At 66.9% G+C, this 24,722-nt stretch carries 20 protein-coding genes; 10 read left to right on the forward strand and 10 right to left on the reverse strand.

What is annotated here, in order from left to right; genetic code table 11:
- Positions 1-32 precede the first annotated feature (32 nt).
- The 4 genes from ligA (at position 33) to ACP7A3_RS01385 (ending at position 7,216) form a co-directional block, all read left to right on the forward strand.
- Entirely contained in the window at positions 33-2,168 is a 2,136-nt protein-coding gene (ligA, locus tag ACP7A3_RS01370) for an NAD-dependent DNA ligase LigA (protein WP_426254698.1), read from the forward strand.
- A 178-nt stretch (positions 2,169-2,346) separates the two neighbouring features.
- Positions 2,347-5,202 carry a TonB-dependent receptor gene (locus tag ACP7A3_RS01375; protein ID WP_426254951.1) on the forward strand — a complete coding sequence of 952 codons (2,856 nt, stop codon included), beginning with the start codon at positions 2,347-2,349 and terminating at the stop codon, positions 5,200-5,202.
- Positions 5,203-5,309: 107 nt separating this feature from the next.
- Complete coding sequence (locus ACP7A3_RS01380; protein ID WP_426254699.1) at positions 5,310-6,422, forward strand: sensor histidine kinase; 1,113 nt, start codon at positions 5,310-5,312, stop codon at positions 6,420-6,422.
- Positions 6,419-7,216, forward strand: coding sequence for a LytR/AlgR family response regulator transcription factor (locus ACP7A3_RS01385; RefSeq protein WP_017978776.1), 798 nt, complete (start codon positions 6,419-6,421; stop codon positions 7,214-7,216). Before ACP7A3_RS01380 ends, ACP7A3_RS01385 begins: the two co-directional genes overlap by 4 nt.
- A gap of 37 nt (positions 7,217-7,253) precedes the next feature.
- Here the strand turns inward: ACP7A3_RS01385 and ACP7A3_RS01390 are convergent, their stop codons facing one another.
- The 4 genes from ACP7A3_RS01390 to ubiA all read right to left on the reverse strand — a co-directional run bounded on the left by ACP7A3_RS01390 (position 7,254) and on the right by ubiA (position 10,622).
- A complete protein-coding gene (locus tag ACP7A3_RS01390; RefSeq protein ID WP_017978775.1) occupies positions 7,254-7,400 on the reverse strand; it encodes a lmo0937 family membrane protein in 147 nt (48 codons plus the stop codon).
- A 121-nt stretch (positions 7,401-7,521) separates the two neighbouring features.
- The gene (locus tag ACP7A3_RS01395) at positions 7,522-8,310 is read right to left on the reverse strand and encodes a 3'(2'),5'-bisphosphate nucleotidase CysQ (RefSeq protein WP_426254700.1); all 789 of its coding nucleotides are present in this window, start codon (positions 8,308-8,310) and stop codon (positions 7,522-7,524) included.
- Complete coding sequence (locus tag ACP7A3_RS01400) at positions 8,303-9,652, reverse strand: TldD/PmbA family protein (protein ID WP_426254701.1); 1,350 nt, start codon at positions 9,650-9,652, stop codon at positions 8,303-8,305. Before ACP7A3_RS01400 ends, ACP7A3_RS01395 begins: the two co-directional genes overlap by 8 nt.
- 49 nt (positions 9,653-9,701) lie before the next feature.
- Entirely contained in the window at positions 9,702-10,622 is a 921-nt protein-coding gene (gene ubiA, locus ACP7A3_RS01405; protein ID WP_426254702.1) for a 4-hydroxybenzoate octaprenyltransferase, read from the reverse strand.
- Between the two features lie 134 nt (positions 10,623-10,756).
- Between ubiA and ACP7A3_RS01410 the strand changes: the two genes are divergently transcribed.
- From ACP7A3_RS01410 to ACP7A3_RS01420, 3 genes are read left to right on the forward strand one after another with little or no spacing between them, the layout of a single operon-like run.
- The gene (locus ACP7A3_RS01410; protein WP_426254703.1) at positions 10,757-10,945 is read left to right on the forward strand and encodes a hypothetical protein; all 189 of its coding nucleotides are present in this window, start codon (positions 10,757-10,759) and stop codon (positions 10,943-10,945) included.
- Positions 10,942-11,682: a 16S rRNA (uracil(1498)-N(3))-methyltransferase gene (locus ACP7A3_RS01415; RefSeq protein WP_426254704.1), complete on the forward strand. Its 741-nt coding sequence runs from the start codon at positions 10,942-10,944 to the stop codon at positions 11,680-11,682. Before ACP7A3_RS01410 ends, ACP7A3_RS01415 begins: the two co-directional genes overlap by 4 nt.
- Positions 11,683-11,727: 45 nt before the next feature.
- Positions 11,728-13,101, forward strand: coding sequence for a glutamate--cysteine ligase (locus ACP7A3_RS01420; protein ID WP_295562379.1), 1,374 nt, complete (start codon positions 11,728-11,730; stop codon positions 13,099-13,101).
- Between the two features lie 189 nt (positions 13,102-13,290).
- On the opposite strand, the gene ACP7A3_RS01425 is transcribed toward ACP7A3_RS01420, so the two are convergent.
- Positions 13,291-14,061, reverse strand: coding sequence for a polyphosphate kinase 2 family protein (locus ACP7A3_RS01425; protein ID WP_426254705.1), 771 nt, complete (start codon positions 14,059-14,061; stop codon positions 13,291-13,293).
- Between the two features lie 22 nt (positions 14,062-14,083).
- Positions 14,084-15,415 carry an APC family permease gene (locus ACP7A3_RS01430; protein WP_426254706.1) on the reverse strand — a complete coding sequence of 444 codons (1,332 nt, stop codon included), beginning with the start codon at positions 15,413-15,415 and terminating at the stop codon, positions 14,084-14,086.
- Between the two features lie 198 nt (positions 15,416-15,613).
- Here ACP7A3_RS01430 and ACP7A3_RS01435 point away from each other — a divergent pair, with 198 nt between their 5' ends.
- Positions 15,614-16,447 carry a TIGR00266 family protein gene (locus ACP7A3_RS01435; protein ID WP_426254707.1) on the forward strand — a complete coding sequence of 278 codons (834 nt, stop codon included), beginning with the start codon at positions 15,614-15,616 and terminating at the stop codon, positions 16,445-16,447.
- Positions 16,448-16,670: 223 nt separating this feature from the next.
- Here ACP7A3_RS01435 and aspS read toward each other — a convergent pair whose 3' ends face one another.
- The gene (aspS, locus tag ACP7A3_RS01440) at positions 16,671-18,491 is read right to left on the reverse strand and encodes an aspartate--tRNA ligase (RefSeq protein WP_295562394.1); all 1,821 of its coding nucleotides are present in this window, start codon (positions 18,489-18,491) and stop codon (positions 16,671-16,673) included.
- A 171-nt stretch (positions 18,492-18,662) separates the two neighbouring features.
- Between aspS and rnd the strand changes: the two genes are divergently transcribed.
- Together rnd and ACP7A3_RS01450 are read left to right on the forward strand one after the other, a co-directional pair.
- The gene (gene rnd / locus ACP7A3_RS01445; RefSeq protein WP_043059378.1) at positions 18,663-19,838 is read left to right on the forward strand and encodes a ribonuclease D; all 1,176 of its coding nucleotides are present in this window, start codon (positions 18,663-18,665) and stop codon (positions 19,836-19,838) included.
- Complete coding sequence (locus ACP7A3_RS01450) at positions 19,835-20,131, forward strand: I78 family peptidase inhibitor (protein ID WP_043059379.1); 297 nt, start codon at positions 19,835-19,837, stop codon at positions 20,129-20,131. The genes rnd and ACP7A3_RS01450 overlap by 4 nt, the downstream gene beginning before the upstream one ends.
- A 117-nt stretch (positions 20,132-20,248) precedes the next feature.
- Here the strand turns inward: ACP7A3_RS01450 and ACP7A3_RS01455 are convergent, their stop codons facing one another.
- From ACP7A3_RS01455 to ACP7A3_RS01465, 3 genes are all read right to left on the reverse strand, one after another.
- Positions 20,249-21,715: a Ppx/GppA family phosphatase gene (locus ACP7A3_RS01455; RefSeq protein ID WP_426254708.1), complete on the reverse strand. Its 1,467-nt coding sequence runs from the start codon at positions 21,713-21,715 to the stop codon at positions 20,249-20,251.
- 204 nt (positions 21,716-21,919) lie between these two features.
- Positions 21,920-24,085 (reverse strand): RNA degradosome polyphosphate kinase, encoded by a 2,166-nt coding sequence (locus ACP7A3_RS01460; RefSeq protein WP_017978761.1) that lies wholly within the window; start codon positions 24,083-24,085, stop codon positions 21,920-21,922.
- Positions 24,086-24,087: 2 nt separating this feature from the next.
- On the reverse strand, positions 24,088-24,720 hold the full coding sequence (locus ACP7A3_RS01465) for an HdaA/DnaA family protein (protein ID WP_017978760.1): 633 nt from the start codon (positions 24,718-24,720) through the stop codon (positions 24,088-24,090).
- Positions 24,721-24,722 lie beyond the last annotated feature (2 nt).

Genomic DNA, 24,722 nt, shown 5'->3' on the forward strand with positions numbered 1-24,722 from the left:
CCGACCGCCTTTCTGTCCCCTAGTCGGCACCCATGACCGACCTGCCGCAGACGCCGCTCGATGCCGCCGCCGAACTGGAGGCACTCGCCGCGCAGATCGCGCACCACAACAGCCTCTACCACACACATGACGCGCCCGAGATTTCGGACGCCGCATATGACGCACTGGTCCGCCGCAACAGCGCGATCGAGGCGGCCTTCCCCGACCTGATCCGCGCCGATTCGCCCAGCCGCAAGGTCGGCGCCGCCCCCGCCGCCCATCTCGCCAAGGTGCCGCACGCCCGGCCGATGACCAGCCTCGACAATGCCTTTACCGACGAGGAGGTCGAGGAGTTCGTCGCCCGCGTCCGCCGCTATCTCAAGCTGCCCGAGGACGAACCCGTCACCCTGACCGCCGAGCCCAAGATCGACGGCCTGTCCTGTTCGCTGCGCTATGTCGACCAGCGGCTGGTCCAGGCGCTGACCCGCGGTGACGGCGCCATCGGTGAGGACGTGACCGAGAATGTCCGCACCATCGCCGACATCCCCCAGACCCTGCCCGCCGACGCGCCGACCGTGTTCGAGGTGCGCGGCGAGGTTTATATGAGCAAGGCCGATTTCGCCGCGCTCAACGCCCGACTGGCGCAGGAAGCCGCGGATGCGAACAAGGAGGCGCGCCAGTTCGCCAATCCGCGCAACGCCGCCGCCGGTTCGCTGCGCCAGAAGAACCCGGCCATCACCGCCGGGCGTCCCTTGCGCTTCCTGGCGCATGGCTGGGGCGAGGCGAGCGACGTGCCGGTCGACACCCAGTTCGACATGGTCGAGACGTGGCGCCACTGGGGCTTTCCCATCGCCGATGCCTTTGCCCGTGTGCCCGATGCCGGTGCCGCGCTGGCCATCTATCGCACCATCGAGGCGCAGCGCGCCGACCTGCCCTTCGATATCGACGGCGTCGTCTATAAGGTCGATCGCCTCGACTGGCAGGCCCGGCTGGGCATTGTCGGACGCACCCCGCGCTGGGCGATAGCGCACAAATTCCCGGCCGCGCGCGCCCAGACTACGCTGGAAAAGATCGATATCCAGGTCGGCCGCACCGGTGCGCTGACCCCCGTCGCGCGGCTGGAGCCAGTGACGGTCGGCGGTGTCGTCGTGACCAACGCCACGCTGCACAATGCCGACGAGATCGAACGACTGGGCGTCCGCCCCGGCGACCGCGTGGTCCTGCAACGCGCCGGCGACGTCATTCCGCAGATCGTCGAGAACCTGACCCGCGACGTCGCCCGAGAGCCCTTCGTCTTCCCCGACCACTGCCCTGAATGCGGCAGCCTGGCGACGCGCGAGGAGGGCGAGGTCGTCATCCGCTGCACCGGCGGTCTGATCTGCCCGGCGCAGCGCGTGGAACGCCTGATCCACTTCGTCTCGCGCCACGCCTTCGACATTACCGGTCTCGGCCTTGTCCGGGTCGAGGAGTTCTTCCGCGATGGCCTGATCGCCTCGCCCGCCGATATCTTTCGCCTGCACCAGCATCGCGAGGCGCTCATCCAGCGCGAGCGTATGTCCGAACTGGTGGTCGACAAGCTGCTCGCCGCGATCGATGCGCGGCGTGACATTTCGCTCGACCGCTTCCTCTTCGCGCTGGGCATCCGCCATGTCGGCGAGATCACCGCGCGCGACCTGGCCCGCCGCTTCGTATCGATGGCGGGCTTCCGCGCGATGATCGACGCCGCGCTTCGGGTCCGGGCCGACACCGTCCCCGCCCTGGGCGAGCCCGACCGCAAGTTCGAGCTGCGCCGCCAGCGCGCGATCGTCGCGGCGATCGACACCCCCCAGATCGGGCCCGAAGTCGCCGACGCGCTGCTCGACTTCTTCGCCGAGGCGCATAATCGCGAGGTCGTCGACGACCTGCTCAGCGAGGTCACGCCCGCCGACGTCGTCTGGGAAACCCGCGCCTCGCAGGTCAGCGGCAAGATCGTCGTCTTCACCGGCAAGCTCGAAACGCTGAGTCGCGACGAAGCCAAGGCGCAGGCCGAGGCACTGGGCGCGCGCGTGTCGGGGTCCGTGTCCGCCAAGACCGACCTCGTGGTGGCCGGGGCCGATGCGGGGTCGAAGCTCAAGAAGGCGACGGACCTTGGCGTGGCGGTCATCACCGAAGCGCAGTGGGCTGAAATCGTTGCCGAAACGGCCGCATGACGAAGCGGGGGCGTTGCCTTTTTGCAACGCAGCGGGACGAAGCGACGCGGGTCATCATCACTGCCCTTTGATTGTCACAAACTCGCAATATTGATCTCACATGGGCCGCGGCAACGGCAAAAAACACGAGCCGCGAATCCAAGAGCACCATGCTCAAAGGGGACAAGATCAGATGCGTATGACTTTCGCTTGCGGCGTTGCCTTCGCCGCGCTCATGCTGCCGGGCGCCGCCTTCGCGCAGTCGACCGGTTCGACCGAAGCCGACACCGTCGGTTCGGGTGACATCGTCGTCACCGGCGCGCGCGAACCCGGCGTCGGCGGCGTGGATATTCCGAACACGTCGAAGAACAAGCAGGTCCTCAACCAGACGTTCATCTCGCACCAGACCCCTGGCCAGACGATCAACGACATCATCAACCAGCTGCCGGGCGTCAGCTTCCAGAACAACGATCCGTTCGGTTCGGCGGGCGGTACGCTCACCATCCGCGGGTTCGACAGCAGCCGCATCAGCCAGACGTTCGACGGCATTCCGCTGAACGACACCGGCAACTATGCCATCTATTCGAACCAGCAGCTGGACCCCGAGCTGATCGAGCAGGTCAACGTCAACCTCGGCTCGACCGACCCCGACTCGCCCACCGCATCGGCTTCGGGTTCGACCGTCAACTATCGCACGCTGATCCCCACCGACGAATTCGGTGCGCGCATGGTCGGCTCGATCGGCGACTACAAATTCTTCCGCGTCTTCGGCCTGGTCAACACCGGCGTGTTCACCCCCTGGGGCACCAAGGCCTGGTTCTCGGGTTCGAGCGCGACCAATGACGTCGTGTTCAACAACTTCGGCCGCATCAACAAGCAGCAGTATAACGCTAAGATCTACCAGCCGATCGGCAGCGGCAAGGACTTCATCTCGGTTTCGGGCCACTACAACCAGAACCGCAACAACTTCTTCGGTTCGGCGCCGCTGCGGAACGAAGATTTCGTGTACACCTCGACCGGTGGAACCGGCGCGAACGCTGCCGCCCCAACGCTGGTGACCGGCGTTGCCCGCACCGCAGGCACCGGCAGCCTGAACCGCTTCCCGCGCAGCCGCGACGAGCTGCCCTATTCGGTTGCGCGCTGCCAGATTGCGGTCGGACGCGCCGGCGTCGCCGACCAGCCCGCGATCGTCAACGCGCCGGGTAACTCGAACAACGGCAGCGCCTGCGGCAGCAGCTTCGACGAGCGCTACAATCCGTCGAACACCGCTAACATTCGCGTCAATTCGCGTTTCTCGCTCAGCGACAAGCTGACGCTGTTCGTCGATCCGTCGTATCAGTACACGAAGGCCAACGGCGGCGGCACCGTGACCGCGCGTGAAGGCGGTTGGGTGCGTGGTACGTCGACGTCGGGTCTGCCCGCCGTCACGACGCCGATCTATGGCTATATCGGCAACCAGTATTATTTCGGCCGCGACCTGAACGGCGATGGTGACGTGCTCGACACCTGCACCCTGCAGACCAACGCGACGACCGGCGCCGTGTCCTGCACCAGCGCGACGTCGAGCAACGGCGTGACCCTGCTGGCCCCCAGCCAGACGATCACCAACCGCTACGGCGTGATCGCATCGCTGCGCTACAATTTCTCGGACACGCAGAGCATCCGCGTCGGCTACACGCTCGATTACGGCCGTCACAAGCAGACCGGCGAGCTGGGCTTCCTGCAGGCGAACGGCAAGCCGTTTGACGTCTTCCCGGTCAACAACGGCATCCTCGCCATCAGCGGCGGCGTCCTGCAGAAGCGCAACCGCTTCTCGAAGGCGATCCTGAACCAGGGCTTCGCACAGTACATCGGCAATTTCTTCGACAGCAAGCTGCGCGTCGAAGCGTCGGTGACCGGCAAGTGGTTCAAGCGCGACCTGACCAACTATTGCTTCACCACGTCGGCCGGCGGCAACGTCGACTGTATCGCTTCGGGTGCGCAGAATGCGGCCTATGCCGCAGCCTTCCCGTATGTCGTGGGCGGCACCACGGCGGTTCCGACCGTGACCGGCTATGCCGCGCCGCAGAACCGCATCTACAAGTATGATCGCATCCTGCCGGCAGGCGGCCTGACCTACGAAGTCACCGACGCGGTCAGCATCTTCGGCAACTATTCGAAGGGTATTCAGGTCCCGGGCACGGACAACCTGTATCAGGCGTTCTACTATCCGCAGAACACCACCCCTGCGAACCCGAAGCCAGAGACGACGGACAACTTCGACGCGGGCATCCGTTACACCTCCAGCCGCATCCAGGCGTCGCTGGGTCCGTGGTATACCCGCTTCCAGAACCGTCTGGCGAGCGCCTATGACATCGACACGCAGCAGACGATTTATCGCAACCTGGGTCGCGTCGATAAGTATGGCATCGACGGCAGCATCTCGTATCGTCCGATCCGCGAACTGCTGTTCTATGCATACGGTTCGTATCTGAAGTCGGAGATCAAGACGAACGTCGAGATCGGCCGCTGCCCGGCCACGCTGACCGCGGCGAACACGACCAACAACTGCACGGTCGCTGGCGCCCCGATCCTGGCGCAGACCGCCGGCAAGCGTGAATCGGGTGCACCGGTCTACACCTTCGGTGGTCGTATCCAGGCGACGCTGGGCCCGCTCGAACTGGGCGTCCAGGCGAAGCGCACCGGTCGTCGTTACGTCAACGACCAGAACCTGCCGAACTTCGGCTGCACCGTGTCGCTTGTGAACAACGTTTGCCCGACCGTGAACGACGTGCCCGCCACCTACACCGGCACGCGCGGTATCCTGGTCCAGACCTGGGGCGCCACGGCGCCGGGCTACACGGTCGTCGACTTCGACGCCCGTCTGGCGCTCGACTGGGTCGGCATCGGCGGCAAGAACAAGACCTACCTGCAGCTGAACGTCGTCAACGCGTTCAACAAGTTCTATGTCGGCGGCTTCCCCGGCGGTTCGACTTTGACCTACAACAACACGATCCCGTTCGTGCAGATCGGCAGCCCGCGTGCATTCATCATGTCGGTGAACACCGCCTTCTGATCGACCTGACCGAAACGGTCTGACGGACAGGGCCGTCGCTTCCTTCGGGCAGCGGCGGCCCTTCTGTTTTGCACGGCGGTGCGCACGCGTGTAGAGACGCCGGCTATATGGCGACCCTTCCCGCCCCCACCCGCCCGGCGCTCAACGTGCGCCCCTTCTTCGAGAACAAGAGCCGCGCCTTCTGGACGCTGCAGGCGGTCGGCTGGACCGGCTACCTCCTGCTGCGCGGCGCCTCGACGCTCACCAACCTGTCGCTCGACACGATCATTCCCGTGATCGTCGAGGCGATCGTCGGCTATTGCGTCACGCTGCTGCTCTCGACCTTCTATGGCTATTTCCGGCGCTTGCCGCGGGTCAGCGGGCTGATCCTGACGATCCTCGCCTTCGTCATCGCGACGATCTTCTCGACTTTCGTCGATGCCTTCACCTGGTCGCTAATCCAGAACGGCCAGCCGGGGGTCACCCTGCCACGCATGGTCGTCGCCTTCTACGTCGCCTTCACCGCGCTGTTCGGCTGGTCGGCGCTGTACTTCGGCATCAACTTCTACCTGATCGTCGAGGATCAGATCGACCAGATGCAGCATCTGGAAAGCCAGGCATCGTCGGCGCAGCTGGCGATGCTGCGCTATCAGCTCAACCCGCACTTCCTGTTCAACACGCTCAATTCGATCTCGACGTTGGTACTGCTCAAGCAGACCGAGCGGGCGAATGCGATGCTGAGCCGGCTGTCGTCCTTCCTGCGCTACACGCTGGCCAACGAGCCGACCGCGCACGTCACCGTGCTGCAAGAGGTCGAGACGCTGAAGCTGTATCTCGAGATCGAAAAGATGCGGTTCGAGGATCGCCTGCGCCCGGTGTTCGACGTCGATCCGCGCGCCGAACGCGCCCGCCTGCCCTCGCTGCTGCTGCAACCCTTGGTCGAGAATGCGATCAAATATGCGGTCAGCACGCAGGAGCAGGGGGCCGAAATCTGCATCCGCGCGCGGCTCGCCGGGGATCGCGTGCAGATCGGCGTATCCGACACGGGGCCGGGTTTGCAGGAGGGTCGTGCGATGCCAAGCCTTTCAACCGGCGTGGGTCTCCCCAATATTAGGGAGCGGCTGGTCCAGGCCTATGGCCCGGATCACCGTTTTGAGACGCGTACCGCGCCGGCTGGCGGGTTTTCGGTGGAGATCGAAATCCCCTTCCAGCTCGACGATGTGAGTAGAGAGGCCGCATGACGATCAGAACCATCCTGGTGGACGACGAACCGCTCGCGATCCAGGGATTGGAGCTCCGGCTCCAGGCGCATGAAGACATCGAGATCATTGAAAAGTGCTCGAACGGGCGCGAGGCGATCCGGGCGATCAAGACGCACAAGCCCGACCTCGTCTTCCTGGACATCCAGATGCCCGGGTTCGACGGCTTTTCGGTCGTGCAGGGCCTGATGGAGGTCGAGCCACCGCTGTTCGTGTTCGTCACCGCCTATAGCGATCATGCGCTGCGGGCGTTCGAGGCGCAGGCGGTCGATTATCTGATGAAGCCGGTCGAGGAATCGCGTCTTGCCGACACGATCGAACGGGTGCGTCAAAGGCTTAGCGAGAAGCGCGGCGTCGAGGAGGTGGAGAAGCTGAAGGAGGTGCTCGCCGAGCATGCGCCCGAGGCCGCCGCCGATATCGCCGACGCGGGCGACCTATCGGCCAATCGCTACGAGAAGCTGATCAACATCAAGGATCAGGGCCAGATCTTCCGCGTCGACGTCGACACGATCGAGCGGATCGACGCGGCGGGCGATTACATGGTGATCTACACCGGCGACCGGAACCTGATCCTGCGCGAGACGATGAAGGATCTGGAAAAGCGGCTCGATCCGCGCCGCTTCCAGCGCGTCCACCGCTCGACGATCGTCAATCTGGACCTCGTCAAACAGGTGAAGCCGCACACCAACGGCGAATGCTTCCTGGTGCTCGATTCCGGCGCCAGCGTGAAGGTCAGCCGCAGCTATCGCGACGTCGTCGCGCGCTTCGTTCACTGACGACAGCGGGGGCGGCCGGTGCCGCCCCCGATCGATCCTATAAAGCGCGGCGGCCGGTGAAGAGCTGGATCAGGCCGACGATGATCGCGATGACCAGCAGGATGTGGATCAGACCGCCGGCGATGTGGAGCGAGAAGCCCAGCAGCCACAGGATCAGCAAGATTACGGCGATCGTCCACAACATGATTGGCATCCCTCTCTTCGCCAGGCCCAGCGCGCGGCGTCAGCAACAAAACGTTACGCAGGCGATACCGGTTCCGTTGTGGCCGAAGAGTGATTGTTTGTGAGACGCTTACGACGCGCGCTCAGCGGATCGAGGCGGCCTCTGCCCGCGGCTTGATCCACGCGAGCGCCTCGTCATGGATGCCCGGTGCAGCGACCATCACGCCGAAGGCGGTCGGATCGGGCTTGTTATAGCGGAGTGGTCCCCCCAGCGCGTCGCTTACCCCCGCGCCTGCCTCTACCGCGATCACTGCCGCGGCCGCGATATCCCATTCGTTGCCCCAGCGCAGCGTCGCGACGAGGTCGGCCTCGTCCGCCGCCACCATCGCCATCCGCAGCGCGATGGAGTTGGGCTTATGGACGATCGTCAGATGACGATCGATCTTCGGCAGAGCATCGGTGGGCACGCGCGCACCGGACAAAGCGGATCGCGTACCGGCGTGCAGCGTCACACCGTTGCGCCACGCCCCCTGCCCTCGCGTCGCGGTCCAGCGTTCGCGACGCGCCGGTGCATCGAGCACCCCCAGCACCACCTCGCCGTTGCGCACCAGCGCGACCGAAACCGCCCAGCCTTCGCGCCCGCGGATATAATCACGGGTCCCGTCGATCGGATCGACGACCCACACCGCCTCGCGCGCCAACCGGTCGGTATTGTCCACCGTCTCCTCCGACAGCCAACCGGCGTCAGGCAGCAGCCCTTCGAGGCGCGCGCGCAGCATCCGATCGACGTCGAGGTCCACCTCGCACACTGGACTGCCCGGTGTTTTCTCCCAGCGGCGGAAGTCGGTCCGCCAGCGGGCAAGCGCCATCTGCCCCGCCTCGTGCGCGATCTGGGCGACGGCCGCCGTCAGGTCGAACGCCGGATCAGCCACTCGCGATCGTCATCCCGTCGATCCGCAGCGTCGGCACGTTGATGCCATAGCGGAATTCGAGGTCGCTCGCAGGCGTCAGGTTGAGGAACATGTCCTTCAGATTGCCCGCGATCGTAAATTCGGCGACCGGCCCGGCGATCGCTCCGTCGACGATCCGGAAGCCGGACGCGCCGCGACTGTAGTCGCCCGTGACGGAGTTCACACCCTGGCCGATCAGCTCCGTGATATAGATGCCATCGGCGATGTCGCCGATCAGCGTCTCGACCGGGATCACGCCGGCCTGCATGTACAGATTGCTGGGCGAGACGCCGGGCGATCCGCCGACGCCGCGCGCGGCGTGGCCGGTCGGCTCCAGCCCCAGTTGCCGCGCCGATCCGCTGTCGAGCAGCCAGGTCTCCAGCATACCGTCCGCAATGATCGCGGTCGGCGATACCGGCAGTCCTTCACCGTCGAAGGGGCGCGACCGCAGCCCGTGCGGGCGATGCGGATCGTCGCAGATGGTCACGCCGTCGGCAAACACGCGCGTCCCCAGCGCATCGAGCAGAAAGCTGGTCCGCCGTGCGATCGCCTGGCCGGCAATCGCGCCGGTGAGATGGCCGAGCAGCGACGAGCCGACGCGCGGGTCCAGCACGACCGGCACCGCACCACTGGCGAGGCGGCCGGGGTTGATCCGGGCGACGGCGCGCTCCCCGGCACGCCGGCCGATCGCCTCGGGCGTCTCGAGATGCGCCCGCTTGCGCGCCGCGTGATGCGCGTAATCGCGCTGCATGCCACTCGCGACGTCGCCCGCCAGCACGCTTGCCGACAGGCTGTAGGTGGTCGTGGCATAGGCGCCGGCAAAGCCATGGCTGGTCGCCAGGCCCCAGACGGACCGTGACGCGGCCGCACCGCCACCCTCGCTATTGCTGACGCCCGCGACACTCCGTGCCGCGTCTTCGGCCTCCTCGGCCCAGGCCCGCAGATCGGCCGGCGAAATGTCGCCGCCATCGTCGAGATCGAGCAGCGGCGGCGCCCCGTGCATCAGCCGTTCCTGCGGCGCGAGGCCCGCCCAGCGATCCTCCGGCGCCTCGCGCGCCATCGCCACCGCACGCTCCACCAGCGCGCCCAGCGCATCGGCGGACAGATCGGAGGTCGAGACGCTCGCCGAGCGCTGGCCGACGAAGACCCGCAGCCCCAGTTCTTCGCTTTCCGACCGGCCCAGATCCTCCAATGCGCCGAGCCGCACGCCGACATCGGTCGAGGCATCCGCGGCAAAGACGGCGTCCGCGGCATCCGCCCCCGCCCGAACGGCGCGGGAAACGATATCGGCGGCGCGGTCACGCGCTTGGTTGGGAGTCAGCATCGCCCCCAATTAGGGGCGGGGCGGGCGCGATGCTAGGCCCGATGGCGGCTCAGGCGGTCGATCCGACGACCAGACAGGCGAGGAACATCAGCAACCCGGCAAAGCGGTTGCTGCGAAAGCGGGCCAGCGGATTGCCGCCATCGTCCGGCACCAGGGTCGTCACCTGCCAGCCGAGGTGCAGCGCGACGGGCACCAACGCGACCAAGGCGAGCGGATCGGCATGCACCAGCCAAATCGCCCCCGCCCAGCACAGCACCGCCAGCAGGTAGAAGCCAGCCGTCCCCGATCGCACCCGCGCACCCATCCGCAGCGCCGACGAGCGCACGCCGATCAGCGCATCGTCCTCGCGATCCTGCAGCGCGTAGATCGTGTCATAGCCGATCACCCAAGCGATACACCCCGCGTAGAGAAGCCACAGCGGTGCCGACAGCGCACCCGCCACCTCCGCCCAGCCGACCAGCGCCGCCCAGGAAAACACGAGGCCCAGCCACGCCTGCGGCCACCAGGTGATCCGCTTCATGAACGGATAGGCCGCCACGGGCGCCAGGCTCGCCAACGCGACGATCTTCGCCAGCGTGCCGAGCTGGAGCAGCACCACCAGCCCGACCAGACACAGTGCGACCAGCCACACCCAGGCAAGCCGCACCGACACCAGCCCGCTCGGGATCGGCCGCGCCCGCGTGCGCGCGACCTGCGCGTCGAGGTCGCGATCGACGATGTCGTTGTACACGCAGCCCGCACCGCGCATCGCGATACTGCCGGCAAGGAACCACAGCAGCAGCGGCCAGCGCGCGATCCCGCCCCCAGCGAGCGCGATCGCCCACGCGCCCGGCCAGAACAGCAGCCACCAGCCGATCGGCCGGTCGAGCCGGGCCAGCAGCGCCAGACCCCGCGCGCGGGGCGGCAGGCGGCCGACCAGACCGCGATGTTCGCTGTCGGGGACGATATCGGTGGGGGGATGCGCGGCCATGCTTCGCCTTTGCCGCGCGACACCGCCCGCGGGCAAGGCCGTTCCCGGGCTTTTGCCTCGCTATCGCCGCGAAGATGCGGCAGATCGTCCGCGATGGACGCCACCCGCCCCTCCTGCCCCCGCCGGAACGACCGATGATCGGCCTCTCGGTCGCGGTCGGCCGCTTCGTCGAGGCGCTGTTCTGGGCGATCCTGCGCGTGGCAGGCGTGGTGACCGTCGTCGTCGTCGCGATCGCGGTGGGCGCGCTGCTCGTCGCGATCGTCGCCCGTAAAATCTGGGCGCGACAGAAGCGCCTGAAGGCCCCATCCGAGCATCGACCATGACCGCCACGCCCGCCTGGCCCCCGCAATCCACGCCGCGCCTGTTCGTCGAGCAGCCCCTCGCGCCCGGTCCGCTACGCATCGACGGGCCGGCGGCGCATTATCTCCTATCGGTGATGCGGACCGCGCCGGGCGATCCGGTGAAGCTGTTCGATGACGTCACCGGGGAATGGCTAGCGACCGCGGTACAGGTCGGTCGCCGCGATCTCACCGTCGACGTGTCGACACGTTTGCGCGAGCGCGAGCCGGTGCCCGATCTATGGCTGTGCGCCGCGCCGCTCAAGAAAGGCCGGATCGACTGGCTCGCCGAAAAGGCCTGCGAGCTTGGGGTGGACCGGCTGGTCCCCGTCGTCACCGCGCGCACCATCGTCGACAAGCTGAAGACCGATCGCCTCCGCGCGCACATGATCGAAGCGGCAGAGCAATGCGCCCGCACTGCTCTGCCGGCGGTCGACGAGCCCGTGAAGCTCGCCGCCATGCTGCGCGACTGGCCAGCGACCCGCACCTTGTTCTTCGCCGACGAGGCGGGTGGCGATCCGGCCGTCGCGGCGATGCGGGCGCATCCCGGCCCGGCCGCCATCCTGATCGGACCGGAGGGCGGCTTCACCGATGCCGAACGGGCGATGATACGCGAACATTCTCAAGCGATTGGCATCAGCCTCGGGCCCCGCATCCTGCGCGCCGACACGGCCGCGGCCGCCGCGGTCGCATTATGGATGGCGGCCGCGGGCGACTGGTAGCAAAGCTTGCTGGCGTCGCTGTTCATCCCCGCGTAAGGGCGCGCCATGACGACCAAGACCGTTATCGCCGAGGGCTCACCCCTCATCGAGTCGCGCGAGCAGCTGATCGCGAGTTTCGCCCGCGGGGAAAAGCCGCGCGAACGGTGGCGGATCGGCACCGAACATGAGAAGTTCGTTTACAGCACGACCGACCATCACGCGCCGAGCTGGGGCGAGCCCGGCGGCATCCGCGCACTCCTGACAGAGCTTCAGCAATATGGCTGGCAACCCGTTGAGGAAGGCGGAAACCTTATCGCGCTGACCGGCGCGGACGGCAGCGTCAGCTTGGAACCGGCCGGCCAGTTCGAACTGTCCGGCGCACCGCTCGACAACCTGCACCAGACCTGTGCCGAAACCGGCCGCCACCTCGATCAGGTGAAGGCGGCGGGTGAGAAGCTCGGCATCGGCTTCCTCGGCCTCGGCATGTGGCCCGACAAGACGCGCGACCAACTGCCGATCATGCCCAAGGGCCGCTATGCGATCATGCTGCGCCACATGCCGCGGGTCGGCAGCATGGGCCTCGACATGATGCTGCGCACCTGCACGATCCAGGTGAACCTCGACTATGCGTCGGAAGCCGACATGGCGAAGAAGTTCCGCGTCGGGCTGGCCCTCCAGCCGCTCGCGACCGCGCTGTTCGCCAATTCGCCCTTCACCGATGGCAAGCCCAACGGCTTTCTGTCGTATCGCAGCCATATCTGGTCGGACACCGATCCCGCCCGCACCGGCATGCTGCCCTTCGTGTTCGAAGACGGCTTCGGCTACGAACGCTACGCCGACTATATGCTCGATGTGCCGATGTACTTCGTCTACCGCGACGGTCGCTACATCGATGCCGCCGGTCTGTCGTTCCGCGACTTCCTGAAGGGCGAGCTCAGCGTCCTGCCCGGCGAAAAGCCGACGCTGGACGACTGGAACGATCATCTGTCCACCGCCTTCCCCGAAGTGCGGTTGAAGACCTTCCTCGAAATGCGCGGCGCCGATGGCGGTCCGTGGGGCCGTATCTGCGCCCTGCCCGCCTTCTGGGTCGGCCTGCTCTACGACGATGCCGCGCTCGATGCGGCGTGGGACGTGGTGAAGGACTGGAGCCTCGCCGAGCGGCAGGCGCTGCGCGACGCGGTGCCGCGGATGGCGCTCGACGCGCCGCTGCCGGGTGGCGGACGGCTGGCCGATATCGCCGGCACCGTGCTCGACATCGCCCACGCCGGCCTCGCCGCGCGCGCGCGGATCAACGGCATCGGCGAAAACGAAACCGGCTTCCTCGATCCGCTCCGCGAAGTCGTCCGGAGCGGCAAGGTGCCCGCGCAGGTGCTGCTCGATCGTTACAACGGCGCCTGGGCAGGCGACCTGTCCCGCGTGTACGATGAGGCGAGCTTCTAAAACGCCTCGACTGATTAATCCTCCCCCGCCAGGGGGAGGTGGCGCCGCGCAGCGGTGACGGAGGGGGAGGTAAGCGACACATCGGTTTCGTGTCCGCCCCCTCCGCCATGCCTATGGCATGCCACCTCCCCCTGGCGGGGGAGGAACTGCCAAGCCGGTTCAATACCGATCCGCCCCAAGAGCGCGTGCCTACCGCCTCAACGCGGCCCGCGCGACGCGCTCCAGTTCCGGATCGAGCGGCGGCGGCGTCATATCTACTGCAGCTTCAAGCTGGTCGGCCACCTCCGTCAGCGCGTGGATGCGCGCCGCCTTCTTGTCGTTGCCGTTGATCACCGTCCAGGGCGCGCCGCCCGTATCGGTGCGGGCGAACATGTCGTACATCGCGGCGAGATAGTCCTCGCGTTTGGCGCGATTACGATAATCCTCCAGCCCCGTCTTCCACCGTTTCCACGGATCGTCGAGCCGCGCCTCCAGCCGTTTGTCCTGTTCCTTTTGCGATACGTGGACGAACAGCTTGACCAAAGTCGTCCCACTCTCGGCCAGCTCCGCCTCGAACGCGTTGATCGCGTCATAGCCCGCGCGCCATTCGGTCTCGTTGGCAAAGCCCTCGACCCGCTCGACCAGCACACGGCCATACCAGCTGCGGTCGAACACGATGATGTTGCCCGGCTTGGGCAGGCGGGTCTTGAAGCGCCATAGGAAATCATGCGCCTTTTCCTCGGCCGACGGCGCCGCGATCGGATAGACCTCATAATAGCGCGGGTCCCATTCCGCGGTCAGCCGCTGGATGATGCCGCCCTTGCCCGCCGCGTCCCAGCCTTCCAGCATCACGACCGCGCGGCGGCCATGGACGATATGAGCGACGAGGATGTGCTCCAGCCGCTCCTGCAGCGTGGCGAGGTCGCGCTTGTAATGGCCCTTATAGGCCCGTTTCTTGTCGTAATCGCGCAGGTCGATCATGCGTCGGTCCGTCCTTTCGCTCCTAACCCTCATCAGGAACGTGAACGCTCCAGTCGCCGCGACGACGCAGGACGAACCAGTAATAGGCCGCAGACGCGACGATCTGCGCGCCCGTCATCAGCAGGCCGGGCCGCCCCTCGCTTGCGTCCTGCCAGCTGGTCCACACGACATAGGCAAGCGCGATCAGCGTCACGACCGGGGCAATCGGGTATAGCGGCATGCGATAGCGCGCATGCGCCGTCGCCCCGGTCCGGCGCCCGACCATCGCGGCGATCGCGATGCCGGCGTAGATCGCGACGAGGCCGGTGCCGCTCAGCACCAGCAACAGCGTCAGCGGCAGGAAGCAACAGGCGACACCCACCCCGCCGACGATCAGCGTGCCGACCCAGGGCGATCCGAAGCGCGGATGGATGCGCGTCATCCACAGATCGATCGGCCGCCCCCAGCTGCCGTCGCGCGCGGTGCCGTAGAAGAAGCGCGAACAGGCCAGGATGCAGGCGATGATCGCGTTGACGATCGCGATGACGACCCCAATCGCGGTCGCATCCGCCACCCAGCCATTGCCGCGCAGCCGCGCGATAAGCCCGAACGGGTCGCTGGCGGTGGTCAGCGCATGCAGGTCGGGCGCGCCCATCAGCACGGCGATCGTCGGGACGATCTCGAACAGCAACGTCAGGACGAGGCTTGCCAGGATCGCCCGTGCGATCAGCCGCGACGGCTCCTTCATCTCCTCGCCGAAGTACACCGCGGCACCATAGCCGTTGAGCGCGAAGATCGCGATCGAGGTGGCAAGGCCGATCCCCGCGGCCGATGCCGGCACCATCGCGCCGCCGTCCGGCATCACCGGCGCGGTCAGCAGGACGGCGAACGGCCGCACCACCTCCGACCAGCCGAGCGCGGTGACGACGAGCAGCGCCAGCACTTCGCCCGCGAGAAACAGGCCGGTGATCCACGCATTCACGCGGATCTGCAGCAGCGCGATCAGCGTCGATGCCGCGACGACCGCGATCGCGACTGGCACCGTAGGCAGGCCCGGATAGACGGTGGACAGAACCGCACTGATCCCCAGCGCCGCGGCGGGCGGAAAGAACAGATTGTTGAAGACGTTGACGCCCAGCATCACGAATCCGGACAGCGGCCCCAGCGTCTTGGCGACGGCGACATATTCGCCGCCCGCGACGGGCCAGGCGCTTGACAGCTCGGCATAGACGAAGGCCGTCGCGACACAGACGATCCCCGCCAGGATCAGCGCCCAGATCGTCCCCGTTCCCGCCGCCTGCAACATGCCCGGAATGATGACGAACACCGACGAAGCCGGCGTCGCCACCGACAAGGTCAGGAACAGGACACCCATGACACCGAGACTGCGAACGAGCGGGGCCGGCCGTGCCGGAAGCAACTGATCGTCTAACATGACCCCCCACGTCTAACCCCGGGGGCCTAGTGACATGGTTAACGGAGCGAGGGAAGCGACGGAATTGCGCAGCTGCTACTCGCATTGGATTTTGCAGGCGTGGTAGGGCGGTGCATCACCTGAAGAGGACGATGATCCATGCCCTATGAAAGTCCCTGGCAGCAGCAGCGCCGATCGAGCGTCGCGGACGAGATCGACTATGAGATCAAGGGCCAGGAATTGCAGTTCCTGGAGATCGAGCTCGACCCCGGCGAAAGCGCGGTCGCAGAGGCGGGCGCAATGGTGTGGAAGGACGCCAGCATCGCGATGACCACCGTGTTCGGCGACGGCAGCGGCGCGAGCGGCGGCGGCTTCATGGGCAAGCTGCTCGGCGCGGGGAAGCGATTGGTCACGGGCGAAAGCCTGTTTACCACGGTCTTCACGCACGAGGGGTACGGCAAGGCACGCGTCGCCTTCGCCTCGCCGACGCCGGGCTCGATCGTGCCGCTGCGCCTGTCGGACCTGGGCGGGCAGCTGATCTGCCAGAAGGATGCGTTCCTCGCCGCCGCGAAGGGCGTGCAGCTCGGCATCTATTTCCAGCGGCGGGTCATGACCGGGCTGTTCGGCGGCGAAGGCTTCGTGATGCAGTCGCTGACCGGCGATGGCTGGGTCTTCGTCCAGATGGGCGGCACCGTCGTCGAGCGCGAACTGGCACCGGGCGAGGAACTGCACGTCGACACCGGCTGCCTCGCCGCGATGACGCCGTCGGTCGAGTTCGACCTCGTGACGGTCGGGGGCGTACGCAGCGCGCTCTTCGGCGGCGAAGGCCTGTTCTTCGCGCGGCTACGCGGACCGGGCACGGTCTGGATCCAGTCGCTACCCTTCTCGCGCCTTGCGGGCCGCATGATGGCAGCGGCGAACGGCGGCGGCCAGAACCGCGGCGAAGGATCGGTGCTGGGCGGGCTCGGCGATTGGGTCGGCGGCAATGATTAGTCGAAGCCGCATCCGACGGTAAAATTCCTCCCCCGCCAGGGGGAGGTGGCGCCGCGCAGCGGTGACGGAGGGGGAGGTAAGCGACACATCGGTTTCGTGTCCGCCCCCTCCGTCATGCCTACGGCATGCCACCTCCCCCTGGCGGGGGAGGACTTGTCGTCTTTCTCCCGCCAACCTCGACCACGCCCGACCCGCCGTCGCCGGTCGACCAGTCGCGCGAAGCTTACCCCGCGCTCGGCGCCACCGCCTTGTCGACGTTGACCGTCGGCTGCGGCGGGGTCGCCTGACGGATCGACAGTTCGCGCAGCTGCTGCACCGACGCGGGCGACGGCGCCCCCATCAGCAGGTCCTCGGCACGCTGGTTCATCGGGAACAGCGACACCTCGCGCAGATTCTGCGCGCCGCACACCAGCATGACGATCCGGTCGACGCCCGCGGCCATGCCACCGTGCGGCGGCGCGCCATATTGGAACGCGCGATAGAGGCCACCAAAGCGCTCTTCTACGTCCGCCTTGCTCAGCCCCACCAGCTCGAACGCCTTGACCATCAGCTCCGGCGATTGGTTGCGAATCGATCCCGACGCGATCTCATAGCCGTTGCAGACGAGGTCGTACTGATACGCCTTGATCGTCAGCGGATCCTGGTTCTCCAGCGCATCCATGCCGCCCTGCGGCATCGAGAAGGGGTTGTGCGCGAACTCGACCTTCTTTGCGTCCTCGTCATATTCGTAGAAGGGAAAGTCGACGATCCAGCACAGGCGGAACGCGCCCTGCTCAATGAGCCCGAGCTGGTCCGCGACGCGCGTGCGCGCGGCACCGGCGAGCTTCGCCGCCGCCTCCGCCTTGCCAGCCGCGAAGAACAAGCCGTCATCGGGGCCGAGCCCGAGCGCGGCATAGATCGCCTCCATGCCTTCGGTGCCATGGTTCTTCGCGATCGGCCCACCGAACTCGCCGCTTTTGCGGGTGACGTAGCCGAGGCCCGCATGCCCTTCGGCACGCGCCCATTCGTTCATCTCGTCGAAGAACTTGCGGCTCTTGTCGGCGGTGCCCGGCGCCGGAATTGCGCGGACCACGCCGCCACCCGCGACGATCTTCTCGAACAGACCGAAGCCGCTCTGCGTGAAATGCTCCGACACGTCGGTGATGATCAGCGGGTTGCGCAGATCGGGCTTGTCGCTGCCGTACTTCAGCATCGCTTCGTCGTGCGGAATGCGCGGGAACTGGCCGCTCGGCGTCACGCTCTTGCCGTCGGCGAAGGATTCGAAGATGCCGCCGATCACCGGCTCCATCGTCTCCCACACCTCTTCCTGCGTGACGAAGCTCATTTCCAGGTCGAGCTGGTAGAACTCGCCGGGCAGGCGGTCGGCCCGCGGGTCTTCGTCGCGGAAGCAGGGCGCGATCTGGAAATAGCGATCGAAGCCCGCCACCATCAGCAGCTGCTTATACTGCTGCGGCGCCTGCGGCAGCGCGTAGAACTTGCCCGGATGGATGCGGCTCGGCACCAGGAAGTCGCGTGCGCCTTCGGGCGACGAGGCCGTCAGGATCGGCGTCGAATATTCGGTGAAGCCCACGCCTTCCATCCGGCGGCGCATTTCGGAAATCACCTTCGTCCGGCGCACGATATTGGCATGCAGCGTCTCGCGGCGCAGGTCGAGGAAGCGATAGCGCAGGCGGATGTCCTCAGGGTATTCCTGCTCGCCGGCGACCGGCATCGGCAGCTCGTCCGCCGCCGACAGCACGGTCGCGCCGCGCGCGAATACCTCGATCTCACCGGTCGCGAGGTTGGCGTTCACCGTGCCCGCGGAACGCGCCTTGACGCTGCCATCGATCGTCACGACCGATTCGACGCGCACCTGCTCCAAGATGGCGAGCGCGGGCGAATCGCTGTCGGCGACGATCTGGGTGATGCCGTAATGGTCGCGCAGGTCGACGAACAGGACGCCGCCATGGTCGCGCTTGCGATGCACCCAGCCTGACAGGCGAACGGTATCGCCGACGTTGCTCGCGGAGAGCGCGGCGCAGGTGTGGGTACGATAGGCGTGCATGATCGTGTCTTCTTCTGTCGTCACCCCGGCCTCGAGCCGGGGTCCCGCTTGCTCGCTAGGGAGAAGAAGCAGGACCCCGGCTCGAGGCCGGGGTGACGGGGATGGATGACGGATCGCATCTTCACCCATCCCCTATTTGTCAACCCGCGCGGGCGGTCTATGGAGCGTCGGATGCATATCCACCCGTTGATTACCGACAGCGCGACGCTCGCCAATCTCTGCCATCGCCTCGCCCAGGCCGACTTCATCACGGTCGACACCGAGTTCATGCGCGAAAGCACTTATTACCCCGAGCTGTGCCTGATCCAGATCGCCGACGTGAACGAGGCTGCCGCGATCGACCCGATGGCGCCGGGGCTCGACATGACGCCGCTGCTCGATCTGCTCGTGAACAACGAGGACGTGCTGAAGGTCGTCCATGCCGGCGGGCAGGATATCGAGATCATCTACAATCTGACCGGCAAGACGCCCCACCCGCTGTTCGACACGCAGGTTGCGGCAATGGCGCTGGGTCAGGGCGAACAGATCGGCTATTCGAACCTCGTCGACAGCTGGCTCGGCATTCAGGTCGACAAGGGCGCGCGCTTCACCGATTGGGCGCGCCGGCCGCTCGATGCGCGCCAGATCGAATATGCGATCGGCGACGTCACGCACCTCGCACGTATCTTCCCCAAGATGCTGGAACGGCTGCGCAAGACCGGTCGCGGCGTATGGCTGGACCAGGAAATGGAGCGGCTCGCCGATCCCGCCAATTACGCCAATGACCCCGATCAGGCGTGGAAGCGCGTGCGCATCTCGGGCCGCAAGCCCGACGTGCTGGGCCGGCTGAAGGCGCTGGCCCGCTGGCGCGAGCTTGAGGCGCAGGGCAAGGACCTGCCACGCGGCCGCATCGTCAAGGACGAGACGCTGGGCGACCTCGCCGGCCATCCGCCGCGGCGGCAGGCGGACCTTGCCAAGGTGCGCGGCCTGTCGGCGACCTGGGCGTCGAACGATATCGGCGGCCGGCTGATGGCGGCGCTGGAGAGCGCGGCACCCCTGTCCGCGGACGAACTGCCCCCGCGCGACGATCGCAAGCCGGGCCTGGGCAAGGACGGCGCGCTGGTCGCCGATCTGCTGAAGCTGCTGCTGAAGATTCGCGCCCGCGACATCGACGTCGCCTCCCGCCTGCTGGCCCGATCCGACGAGCTGGAAGCGCTCGCCGCCGGCACCCGCACCGGCCTGCCGATGTTGGAAGGCTGGCGATTCGACCAATTCGGGCGCGATGCGTTGGATCTTGTCGAAGGTCGACTGGGTTTTGCCGTACAGGGCGGCAAGCTCACGATGACGCGGACGGAGGAAGCGGGATGACGACACGGGTCTGGACGCTGGCGGCGCTGCTGCCGATCGGTCTTTCCGGCTGCATGACGATGGCGCCCCCGCCACCGCCCGCCGGCCCGTGCGTCGTGACCGAAGAAGCACGCATCCGCTACGCTGGCGTCAAGTTCCGCGAGCGCATGCGCGATGCCATCGAATATGAAACCCACTCGCGGATTTCCCGCGTGCTGCGCCCCGGCGATGCCGCGACGATGGATTTCCGGCCCGACCGCCTGAACATCCTGCTCGACGACATGAACGAGATCAGCGGCCTAAAATGCGGCTGAGCCGATAACGGCTAACTCAAAGCCCTCCCCCGCCAGGGGGAGGTGGCATGCCGCAGGCATGACGGAGGGGGAGGCAAGGGCAGCGCGTCGTTATCGGGAAACATCCCGCCCCCCCCATCACCCGCTCCAGTGAACCACCGACTTCCGCCCCAGCGCCGCAGCCAGCGCCGCATGCCGCCGCTCCACCGTCTCCGCGTAGAGCGCGCGATCCGCATCCTTCAGCGCCAGCGTCACCTGCCCGGTATCGATCGACAGCGCGGATCGCTGCAACGGTCCCGCCAGCCCACCGCTGAACCTCTGTCCCAACCGGATCGCCAGACCCCAGCGAATCGCACAGGCGATCTGCGCATCCCTCGCCAGCCCGCCGAGCAGCGGATGCGGGGTCGTGCTGCCGCCCAGGCTGGTATGCAGCGCCTGCGCCAGCATCGCGCGTTCGGACGCCTCGATCGCCACCCAATTGCCGTGCAGCGCGATCTCGAACCCGCGCTCGTCGCGAAATTCGGGGTTCGCACGCCACCCCACGTCGGCCAGCAGGCAGGCGGCGTGGCGAATGCGCGCCAGATGCGGCGGATCGGCGGCGAACAGCGGCGCGATCCAGTCGCTCAGCAGATCGCCATGTTCGGGAAAGCGTCCCAGCAGCCGCCCCTCTTCGCGCGCGGCAACGATCAGCGGATCGAGGCTGCGGGTCTGGCGGTCGAGCGCGCCGTACAACAGCCCCTCGCGCAGGCCGAAGCTCGATGCCACCGCGCTGGACGATCCCAGTTCGCGCAGCACGATGCCGAGCAAGGCGGTCGCATCGCCAAGCTGCGACGCTCGGCCTGCGGACATCCCGGGAATCTCGCGCAGCCGCTGCTTGGACATGTGCGCGATGCTGCGGCCGAGGCGTGCGACCGTCTCGGGCGCCAGCGCATAGCCATGAATGATCGGCAGCGGGAAATGCGTCAGGCTCATGTCGAGCCGCGCCAGTGCGCGCCACGATCCGCCGACCATGTACAGCGGCAGGCCCCTGCCCCGCCCGTTCCATCCGGCATCGCGGATCAGTTTCGACACATGGCGGTCGAGCCCCGGGCGGCTGCCCCGCCGCAGCGCCGCGATGCGCAGCACGCCGAGCGGGAACGAGATGCGATTGGTCACGGTGCCGGCCACCACCCGCACCAGCTCCAGGCTACCGCCGCCCAGATCGCCGACGATCCCGTCCGCATCGGGGATGGCGGACAGGACGCCGAGCCCCGCCGCATTCGCCTCCTGTTCGCCGCTCAGCAGCTCGACTTCAAGGCCAAGGTCCCGCGCGGCGGCGATGAAGTCTCCGCCGTTCGACGCATCGCGCACCGCGGCGGTCGCCACGGTGCGCACCGTCGCCTCCATCTCGCGCGCCACCGCCGCGAATCGCCGCAGCGCCCCGATTGCGAGGCTCATGCTGTCGGCGTCGATCGCCCCCGTCGCGGCCAGGCTGCGGCCGAGGCCTGCCATCACCTTTTCGTTGAACAGCGTCGCCGGCACACGCGGGTGCCCCTGATACACGACCAACCGAACCGAGTTCGATCCGATGTCGATGATGCCGGTACGGGGAAAGGCGCGGCTCATGGGCGAGCGAACCCCTCGCCCCACACCCCCGTCACCCCGGACTGGTTCCGGGGTCCACTCTGCGGCGAGGGGGACGGCACGAGGCGCGAACACCGCCCCCGCGGCCCGGTGGACCCCGGAACCAGTCCGGGGTGACGACGGATATGAGGCAAGCGCGTACGATCCATCACGCGACTGTGGCCGCTGAAGGGACGAGCAACAACCCTAACGCCGCCGCCGAAGCGCCAAAGTGGGCACCGCATTGCTTTCCGCCAGCGCCGCACCGCGTCCGGACAGCGACGGATTGTTCATGAAATAGCGATGCAGGTTGAACGGCTTGTCGCCCGGCTCGTCGCGCACGTAGCGCCCGTCCGCCTCCAGCTCCCAGCTCTGCTCGGTGTCGATCAGGTTGGCGACCATCACCTGGTCGAGCACCTGGTCATGCACCGTCGGGTTCTCGATCGGCAGCATATATTCGACGCGCCGGTCGAAGTTGCGCGGCATCCAGTCGGCGGACGAGATGAACACATGCGCATTGTCGTTGGGCAGCGCCGCGCCGTTGCCGAAGCAGAAGATGCGGCTGTGCTCCAGGAAGCGGCCGATGATCGATTTCACGCGGATGTTCTCTGACATGCCGGGCACACCGGGCCGCAGGCAGCAGATGCCGCGGATGATCAGCTCCACCGCGACGCCCGCGCCGCTCGCCTCGTACAATTTGTCGATGATGATCGGGTCGACTAGGCTGTTCATCTTCGCCCAGACCGCGCCGGGCTTGCCGCTGCGGGCATTGGCGATCTCGACGTCGATCTGTTCCAGCAGCGTCTTGCGCAGGTCGCGTGGGCTGAGCGCCAGCTTGGTAATATCGGTCGGTTCGACATATCCCGTGACGTAATTGAACATCTGCGCCGCATCCCGCCCCATCCGCGCATCCGCAGTGAAGAAGCTGAGGTCGGTGTAGATGCGCGCCGTCACCGGGTGGTAATTGCCGGTGCCAAAGTGGCAATAGGTGCGGAACTGCCCGCCCTCGCGCCGCACAACCATCGATACCTTGGCGTGCGTCTTCCACTCCAGGAAGCCGTAGACCACCTGCACGCCCGCCCGTTCCAGCGCGCTCGCCCACAGGATATTCTGCTCTTCATCGAACCGCGCGCGCAGCTCGACCACCGCCGTCACCGACTTGCCCGCCTCCGCCGCGGCGATCAGCGCATTGATGACCGCGGGCTGCTTGCCGGCGCGGTACAGCGTCTGCTTGATCGCGATCACGTCCGGGTCCGCCGCCGCCTGCTTCAGGAAGGCGAGCACCACGTCGAACGTCTCGTACGGGTGGTGGACGATGATGTCCTTCGCCCGGATCGCCGCGAAACAATCGCCGCCGAATTCGCGGATGCGCTCGGGAAAGCGCGGCACGAACGGCAGGAATTTGAGGTCCGGTCGGTCCTCGTCGATCACCATGTCGAGGTCGCCGATGCCGAGGAGGTTGCCGCTTTCGGTGACGATCGCATCCGCCCCGCCCAGTTCGTTGCGCAGCACGTCGGCGAGCGCATCGGGCATGCCCGTTTCCAGCTCCAGTCGGATCACGCGGCCGCGGCGACGGCGCTTGATCGCATTGGCGAAGTAGCGGACGAGATCCTCAGCCTCTTCATCGATCTCGATATCGCTGTCGCGCAACACGCGGAACGCCGCAGCGCCGACCAGCGTGTATCCGGGGAACAGCACATAGGCGAAGCGCTTGAGCAGCGCCTCGATCGACACATAGCGCGCAACCTCGCCCGGCAGGCGTACGAAGCGTGGCGCGCTGGCGGGGATCATCACCAGCTCGCGCACCGGCTCGCCGTCCGAATCACGGACGACATCGAACATCACCGACAGCCCCTTGTTCGGAATGAACGGAAACGGGTGCGCCGGATCGAGCGCTTGGGGCGTCAGGATCGGGAAGATCTGCTCGCGGAAATGCTGCTCCAGCCACACCGCAGCCTCGGCATCCACCTCGTCGCGGCGCAACACGTGGACGCCCGCCTCGTCGAGCGCGGTGCGCAGGTCGCCCCACACCGCCTGCTGGCTCGCCATCAGCGAATCGGCCTCCGCAGTGATCGCGGCGAGCTGCTGTGCTGGTGTCAGACCATCGGTCGAGCGGCGATCGACGTCCTTCAGCTGCTGCCCCTTGAGGCCAGCCACGCGCACCATGAAAAATTCATCGAGGTTGGTGCCCGAGATCGACAGGAAGCGCAGCCGCTCCAGCAACGGATGCGATCCGTTGCACGCCTCTTCCAGCACCCGCCGGTTGAACGCCAGCCACGACAGCTCGCGGTTGAAATAGCGATCGTTGACCTCGGGGACGAAGGGATCGTCGTCGGCGTCGGTCAGATGGGCGAGATGGGCTGGACGAGTCATGATCAGGACATAGGCAGCAACGGTTGCGGTTGCGTGACGATCCCTGCCGCGGTCAAAACCGTACGCGCCAGCGGGATCGACAACCGCTTGCGGCTTTCGAGCACCTCCTGATCCAGCGCATCGACGACGCGCTGGACGACGATATGGCTGCGCTCGATCCGCGTGCTGAGCCACGTGACGAGATCGGGCCGCGCATCCAGCCCCCGGCGCTGGAACAGATGGTCGAGCAGCGCCGCGATCAATTCGTCATCGGGCGGCTGGATCGCCGCATGCGGGCTCGCCGCAAGGCGCGATCGCAAGTCCGGCAGGCGCACCGCCCACAGCGGCGGCAAGGCGTCCGCGACGATTACCAGCGGGCGCCGCTCCGCCTGCGCCTGGTTCCACGCGTGGAAGATCTGCGCCTCGGGTACGTTCTCCGCATCGTCGATGATCGTGCCGTTGCTTTTCGCGGCGAAGATCCGTGCGAGCAGGCTGCGACCGGACTTGCGCGGGCCGGTCAGCACCGCCGCCATCACCGGCCACGTCGCCCAATGCTCCAGCGTCTGTGCGGCGCGGGCGTTGGAGGGCGTGACGAGAAAGGCGTCGTCGCGGGGGTCGGCGGGCCACCCCAACGGCAACGCGAGCTGATTGGTCATCG

Source organism: Sphingomonas sp. DC5200-1 (assembly GCF_049897245.1).
Taxonomy (GTDB): Bacteria; Pseudomonadota; Alphaproteobacteria; order Sphingomonadales; family Sphingomonadaceae; genus Sphingomonas; species Sphingomonas aquatilis.